The organism is Aquabacterium sp. (assembly GCF_036279655.1).
Taxonomy (GTDB): domain Bacteria; phylum Pseudomonadota; class Gammaproteobacteria; order Burkholderiales; family Burkholderiaceae_C; genus Aquabacterium.
This window is the reverse complement of the sequence record NZ_DASUIT010000103.1, coordinates 1-6,781: the sequence shown is the minus strand read 5'-3', so window position 1 is coordinate 6,781 and position 6,781 is coordinate 1. Positions and strand designations below refer to the sequence as shown.

The 6,781-nt window shown below is 67.7% G+C and carries 7 protein-coding genes; 2 read left to right on the top strand and 5 right to left on the bottom strand.

Annotated features, from left to right (window positions below; translation table 11 throughout):
* Nucleotides 1-192: 192 nt before the first annotated feature.
* Nucleotides 193-876 (top strand): SAM-dependent methyltransferase, encoded by a 684-nt coding sequence (locus VFW84_RS12150; protein WP_329680721.1) that lies wholly within the window; start codon nucleotides 193-195, stop codon nucleotides 874-876.
* 30 nt (nucleotides 877-906) lie between these two features.
* Here the strand turns inward: VFW84_RS12150 and VFW84_RS12145 are convergent, their stop codons facing one another.
* Nucleotides 907-1,827 (bottom strand): prenyltransferase, encoded by a 921-nt coding sequence (locus VFW84_RS12145; RefSeq protein ID WP_329680720.1) that lies wholly within the window; start codon nucleotides 1,825-1,827, stop codon nucleotides 907-909.
* Between the two features lie 5 nt (nucleotides 1,828-1,832).
* Nucleotides 1,833-2,378: a DUF1415 domain-containing protein gene (locus VFW84_RS12140; RefSeq protein WP_329680719.1), complete on the bottom strand. Its 546-nt coding sequence runs from the start codon at nucleotides 2,376-2,378 to the stop codon at nucleotides 1,833-1,835.
* A 38-nt stretch (nucleotides 2,379-2,416) separates the two neighbouring features.
* On the opposite strand from VFW84_RS12140, the gene VFW84_RS12135 reads away from it, so the two are divergent.
* Nucleotides 2,417-2,959 (top strand): MOSC domain-containing protein, encoded by a 543-nt coding sequence (locus tag VFW84_RS12135; RefSeq protein ID WP_329680718.1) that lies wholly within the window; start codon nucleotides 2,417-2,419, stop codon nucleotides 2,957-2,959.
* Between the two features lie 22 nt (nucleotides 2,960-2,981).
* Here the strand turns inward: VFW84_RS12135 and VFW84_RS12130 are convergent, their stop codons facing one another.
* The 3 genes from VFW84_RS12130 to VFW84_RS12120 all read right to left on the bottom strand — a co-directional run.
* On the bottom strand, nucleotides 2,982-4,853 hold the full coding sequence (locus VFW84_RS12130) for an ABC transporter ATP-binding protein (protein WP_329680717.1): 1,872 nt from the start codon (nucleotides 4,851-4,853) through the stop codon (nucleotides 2,982-2,984).
* Nucleotides 4,840-6,288 carry an ABC transporter permease gene (locus VFW84_RS12125; protein ID WP_329680716.1) on the bottom strand — a complete coding sequence of 483 codons (1,449 nt, stop codon included), beginning with the start codon at nucleotides 6,286-6,288 and terminating at the stop codon, nucleotides 4,840-4,842. Before VFW84_RS12125 ends, VFW84_RS12130 begins: the two co-directional genes overlap by 14 nt.
* 13 nt (nucleotides 6,289-6,301) lie before the next feature.
* Nucleotides 6,302-6,781: ABC transporter permease (locus VFW84_RS12120; RefSeq protein ID WP_329680715.1), on the bottom strand; the 480-nt coding region annotated here is incomplete at its 5' end.

Genomic DNA, 6,781 nt, shown 5'->3' with positions numbered 1-6,781 from the left:
CGTGGGTCTGGGCCTGACGATTGCCATCTTCGCGCCCACGCTGTCCATGCCCTTCTGAGCCTGGCCCAGGCACGGCCCGATCAGGGCGGTTACACTGAGTCCATCGCCCTCCAGCACGCCTGCCGCGCTGGAGGTTTTTTTGTTTCCCGCCGTACCCGATCCAGGTGCCGCGCACCATGCGAAGGGCTCCGGATGCCGGGCTATCAGGTCAAACACGAAGACATCACGGTCGAGGGTGTCGCGCTGCTGCACATCCGCTCCCTGCTGGATCGACAGCAGTTCAGCGACCCCGACGGCTCGGCTGAAGCCCTGGGCATCTCGTCGGCCACCTGGCCGCTCTTCGGCCTGCTGTGGCCCTCGGGCATGCACCTGGCCGCTGCCATGGCCCGCCGCCCGGTGCGGGCCGGTGAACGCATCCTGGAAATCGGCTGCGGCCTGGCCCTGGCCAGCCTGGTCAGCCACCGCCGTGGCGCCGACATCACGGCCAGCGACTGCCACCCTCTGGCGGGCGCCTTCCTGCAGCAGAACCTGGACCTCAATGAGCTGCCCGCCCTGCCCTATTGCCAGGGCAACTGGAGCGACACAGTCGACTCCCAGTTGAAAGGCCCCTTCGATCTGATCATCGGCAGTGATGTGCTGTACGAGCGCGACGAAACCGGCATGCTGGCCCACTTCATCGAGCACCATGCCAGCGAAGCCTGTGAAGTGCTCATCGTCGATCCCAACCGGGGCAATCGCGGACACTTTCATCGGCACATGCGCGAGATGGGCTACACAATGGATGAAACGGCCATCGAAGACCACGCGTCCCCAGGGCCTGCCTACCGAGGCCGTCTGCTGCACTATCAGCGCACAGCACGTCCCTTGGTGTCCTGAGGCCGGCAAACCGGCCCCTGCTCAGGCTTGTCAGCCCTGGAACACCATGCCTGCGGCCACCAGCACCGGCGTGAGCAGGTTCACCCCCACATTCAGGGCCATGGCCGGCAGCAGGCCCGACATGTTGTCGGCATGCGCTGACGCGCCCCGCCACACAGCCACCGCCATGGGCAGGGTCAACAGCCCCAGGGCCGAGCCCATGGGCCACCACCCCAGCGCGATGCCCGTAACCAGGGCCCCATAGGCCAGCACATACTGCGCCGCAATCACCGGCACGCAGCCCGGCCGCCCCAGGTGCATGGGCAAGGTCACCCGGCCCACGGACCGATCCGGCTCCACATCAGGGAACTGGTTGAGCAACAGCAGGTTGTTCACCAGGAAAAACGGAATCAAGGACAGCACGATGGTGGGCCACGACAGCTCAGCGCCCAGCACCAGCGAAGTCCCCCACAGCATCAGGGGTCCAAAGCCTACACCTGGTGCGATCAGGCACAACCAGGGGTGGCGTGTCACCCAGGGGGTGTAGACCACCACCAGCGCCCCACCCAGCAGCCCCAGCGGCGTCAGGGACCACAGCAGGCTGGGCCGACCGATCAGGAAATACAGGCCGATGGCCGCCGCCAGGGCCAGCGCGCCCACGGCCATCCACCACGCCACCGGCAGCAGCGCGGGCTGCGCGGGCAAGGTGCCGCTGCCGCCACTGAAGGGCGTACGCAAGGTGCGCTGATCCAGCCCGGACTTGAAGTCGCTGACCTCGTTGAAGGCGTTGACGCTGACATGGGCCGCCAGCGCGCCCAGCACAGCCAGGGCGGCCTGAGGCCAGGCCAACTCGGCGCCCAGCAGACGTGCCTGCCACCAGCACCAGGCCACACCCAGGGCCATGCAGGCCGGCGTCAGCAGCAAAAAAGGCACCCGTGCCGGGCCCCACCAGGGCATGCGTGCTGCCGACATGGGCCTCACACCGCCCAGAGCTTCTTCCAGCCCTCATGGCCCAGCTTGCGCAGGGTCTCCATATTGGTCTCGTAGATGTTGGCCGCGTCGGGGAAGGCTTCCACGGCCTGGTCGATGCTGCTTTCACGCAGCAGATGCAGCGTGGGGTACGGCGAGCGGTTGCTGTAGTTCTCAATGTCGTCGGGCTCGGTGCCGTCGAACTGGTAGTCGGGGTGAAAGCTGGCCACCTGCAATTCGCCGTCCAGGCCCATGTCCTCCACGGCGGCATCGGCCACCTCCAGGAAGTCGTTGTAGTCCAGGAAGTCGGTCAGCGCGGCAGGGTGGATCAGCAAGGTCGTTTCGACCTGGGCGGGATCGGCATCGCGCAGAAAGGCCAACTCCTCCAGCAGTTGCTCCAGCAGCGCCTCGGGCGTGTCGGCGGTCGACACCACGTAGCGGATCTGGTTCTTGACCTCGACGGCCTTGGCAAAGGGGCAGAGGTTCAGGCCGATGACGGCCTTGTTGAGCCACTGGCGGGTATCGGCGATGATGGTGTCTTGATCGATGGTCATGCGCGCATTGTCGCTGCAACTCACGCTTTTTGCCCCTCATGCCCCCTGCCACGCCCCCACGCAGCCTTCACGATCTGGTTCAGCAGTTCCCACATGCCGGCCGCCTGGAGGCCATCATCGTGCGCCCCGAGCGCCGCCAGAGTGCCCTCCTGGTCGAGTCGACACAGGCCCTGGTGGACCGGGGTCTGGAGGGCGACCGCAGCGCCCGGCGTGCGCCCTCGCGCCCCGGGGGCAGCAAGCGGCAGGTCACCCTGATCCAGGCCGAGCACCTGCCGGTGATCGCGGCCATGGCCCGACTGGCGCGGGTGGACCCGCTGGACCTGCGTCGCAATCTGGTGGTGTCGGGCGTGAACCTGCTGGCCGCCCGCAGCCTGTTCAAGAACAAGCCCATGGTGCTGCGCCTGGGCCCCGAGGTGGTGCTGGAGATCACCGGCCCCTGCGACCCCTGCTCGCGCATGGAGGATCTGCTGGGGCCGGGTGGCTACAACGCCATGCGGGGCCATGGTGGGCTCACGGCACGGGTGCTGGCCGGCGGGCGGCTGCAGGTGGGTGCCGAGGTGCGCTGCGAACCACGCGGCTGAAGCCCCCGCCCGGTCGGCGGGCTCAGACGGGGTGTCTGGGCACCGCGTCGAGCAAGGTGCGGGTGTACTCGTGTGTCGGGTGCTGCAAGACCTGCAGCGCCGTGCCCTGCTCCACGATGCGGCCTTGCTTCATCACGGCCACATGGTCGGCCAGGTAGGACACCACCCCCATGTTGTGGGTGATGAAGAGCAGGCCCAGGCCCAACTGGCCCTGGATCTCGCGCAGCAGATTGAGGATCTGCGCCTGCACCGACACATCCAGCGCCGAGGTGGGCTCGTCGCACACCAGCACGCGCGGCTCGACGGCCAGCGCGCGGGCAATGGCCAGACGTTGTCGCTGCCCGCCTGAAAACTCGTGCGGGAAGCGGTTGAGCACATCGGCCCGCAGGCCCACCCGCTCGACCAGTTCCATCACCCGTGCGCGGCGTTGCTGGGCCGACCAGTCGGGCCGCAAGGTCAGCAGGCCTTCTTCCAGCACCTCGGCCACGCGCATGCGCGGGTTGAGCGAGGCAAAGGGATCCTGGAACACCATCTGCACCGCCCTGCGGGCGTCCAGCAAGGCCTGGCCACTCAAGGCGAAAAGATCGACACGCGCGCCGGCCCCCTGATCCAGCCAGGCCTGCCCGGTGACCTGGATCTGTGGCTGGCCACGCAGCAATTGCACGATGGCCCGCCCCGAGGTGGTCTTGCCACAACCCGACTCGCCCACCAGGGCCAGGGTCTGACCGGCATGGATGGCAAAGGACACATCCTCCACCGCCTGCACCCCGTGGCGCGGCCGCAGGAAGCCCCCACCCGACTGGAAGCGCACACCCAATTGACGCACCTCCAGCACGGGGGCACTCGCGGTGGCCACCGCAGGCCGGGCCGGGGCCGCCTCGGGCGCCAGTGTCGCCACCGGATCGGCATCACCGGGCTTGAGCGGGAACCAGCAGCGCACCTTGCGCTCGCGCGTGCCTTGCAGCTCGGGCGCATCGCTCTGGCAGCGGGACTTCGCACAGTCGCACCGGGGCGCAAAGCGGCAACCCTCGAACTGCTGCCACAGCGGCGGCACGGTGCCCCCGATGGCCACCAGCGGGCGGCCACGTCGGTCCACATCGGGCAGTGCCTGCAGCAGCAAGCGCGCATAGGGGTGCGCCGGGTGGCGGAAGAAGTCCTCAGCCGGGGCTTCTTCCACGATCTGGCCGGCATACATCAGGGCCACGCGGTGTGCCATGGAGGCCACCACGGCCAGATCGTGCGTGATCAGCAGCAGGCCGATCTGGCGCTCGCGCTGCAGGTCACGCAGCAGGTCCAGCACCTGCTTCTGGATGGTCACATCCAGGGCGGTGGTGGGCTCGTCGGCGATCAGGAACTCGGGCTCGCCCGCCAGGGTCATGGCGATCATGACGCGCTGCTTCTGGCCCCCGCTCATCTCGAAGGGGTAGCTGTCGATGCGGCGTTCGGGCTCGGGGATGCCCACGCGGCGCAACCAGTCGATGGCCTTGGCGCGGGCAGCCTCGCCCCGCAGGCTGGTGTGGGTCTCGATGGCCTCGACGATCTGGTCCCCCACCCGCATGACCGGGTTCAGGCTGGTGGCAGGCTCCTGGAAGATGATGCCCACGCGCCCGCCACGGATGCGGCGCATCTCGTACTCGGGCAGGCTGAGCAGCTCCATGGGCTTGGCGTCCAGCGCGGGCGCGGGCGTGCCCAGCGCGATGCGCCCCCGGGCGATGTCACCGTTGTCAGGCAAGAGGCGCATCAGGGCCAGCGCCGTCATGCTCTTGCCGCAACCGGATTCGCCCACCAGGGCGTAGGTCTCGCCGCGTTTGAGGGTCAGGCTCAGGCCATCGAGGGCGCGCACCAGGCCGGCATCGGCGTCCAGCACCACCTGCACATCGTCAAGCTGCAGCATGGCTTCTCCTGCTCAAGGGGCGGAACACGCGGGCACGCGGATCAAAGGCATCCCGCACCGCATCGGCAAACAGATTGGCCGACAACACGATGGCCACCATGAAGACGAACGCCGCCATGAAAGACCACCACACCACCGGCTCGCGCGACATCTCCAGGCGCGCCTGGTTGATCATGCCGCCAAAGCTGTTCATGGACGGATCGACCCCGACACCCACATAGGACAGCACCGCCTCATAGAGGATCAGGCTGGAAAACTCCAGCACCGTGGTGATCAGCACCAAATGCATGACGTTGGGCAGGATGTGGCGGCGCATGATGCGCCAGGGGCCTGCGCCAAAGGCGGTGGCAGCCTGCACGTATTCCAGCTCGCGCAGCTTGAGTGTCTCGGCCCGCAGCAGGCGGCACAGGCCCGCCCAGCCGGTCAGGCCCAGGATCAGGCACAGCAGGAAGATCTTCAGATCCGCCCGCTCCAGCCCTGTCTCGAACAGCTCGGGGTGCTTGTCCAGGAACACCTGCACCATCAGCACGCAAGCCGCGATCAGCAGGATGTTGGGCACCGAGGACAGCACGGTGTAGACATACTGGATCAGGTCGTCCACCCAGCCCTTGAAGTAGCCTGCGGCAATGCCCAGGCCCAGCGCCAGGGGCAAGGTGGCCACCGTGGCCAGGCTGCCGATGACAAACGCCGTGCGCACGCTCTTGAGCGACAGGTAAAGCACATCGTTGCCGGTGCGGTCCGTGCCCAGCACGTGGTAGCCGGTGGACCATGCGATGGACAGGCCGCCCAGCACCAGCAAGGTGGTCAGGGTGATCCAGGCCGAACGCCAGGCCAGCGGGGGCGGCGCGCCCTCCACGGGCGCACACTGCCACAGCGGCCGCGCCAGCCAGCCGATGGTGCCCCCCACGGCCAGGCCCGCCGCCACACCCAGGGCGCCGCGCCAGAGCACGTCCCACAGCCAGTCCTTGTCGGTGTCCTGCAGGTGCTCGCCGCCATGGCGCAAGCGCGGGAAGGCCCGCTTGGGCAACATGGGCACGCCATGCTCGTCCAACTGGGGTTTGCTGCCCGCCTTGGGGGGCACGGTTTCCTTGACGAAACCATGGGTGGCCAGCGGAGAAGAATAACTGTTCTCGCGCCCCTCGACCAGGCCGGCCAGGGCCACATCCATCACCGAGCGTGTGCGCGTGTCATAGGCCACCTCGCCCCCCTGGACGGCCGGCAAGGCACTGCGAAAGTGCAGACTGTCGAGCAGGGTGATCAGCAGCATGGCCATCAGCACCACGGCCGACGCCATGGCCGCCGGGCCGACAAACACCTTGCGCCAGGTGGCCCGCAAGGCCTCATCGCGGCGCACATGGCGGATGTACAGGGCCAGCAGGCCCAGCATCACCCAGAGCACCACATCCGTCCACAAGACAACGACTTTGAAATCCATGGAGTGCCCTGCCTTATTGCATCCGCACGCGCGGGTCGGCCCAGGTGTAGGCCACGTCGATCAGGATGTTGGAGACGATGTAGAGCACCGACCCGAGGAAGACCATGGCCCGCACGATGGCGAAGTCCTGGCTGGCAATGGCATCGACCGTGTAGGCGCCCAGGCCCGGCAAGCCAAAGAAGCTTTCGGTCAGCAGCCCGCCCAGGAACAGGCCCGGCAAGGCCCCGCCCGCGCTGGTGATGATGGGCAGCATGGCATTGCGCAGCACGTGGCGGCTCATGACGAGGCGCTCGCTGAGGCCCTTGGCCCGCGCGGTGCGCACATAGTCCTTGCCCGCCTCTTCCAGGAAAAGGGTGCGATAAAAGCGCGCCTGCCCGGCCAGGCTAGCCAGCAGCATCAGCCCGATGGGCAGCACCAGGAAACGGATGGCATCAAGCCCATGGGCATAGCCCGAGATGGGGGCCAGACGGGCCATGCGCGAGAACAGGTACTG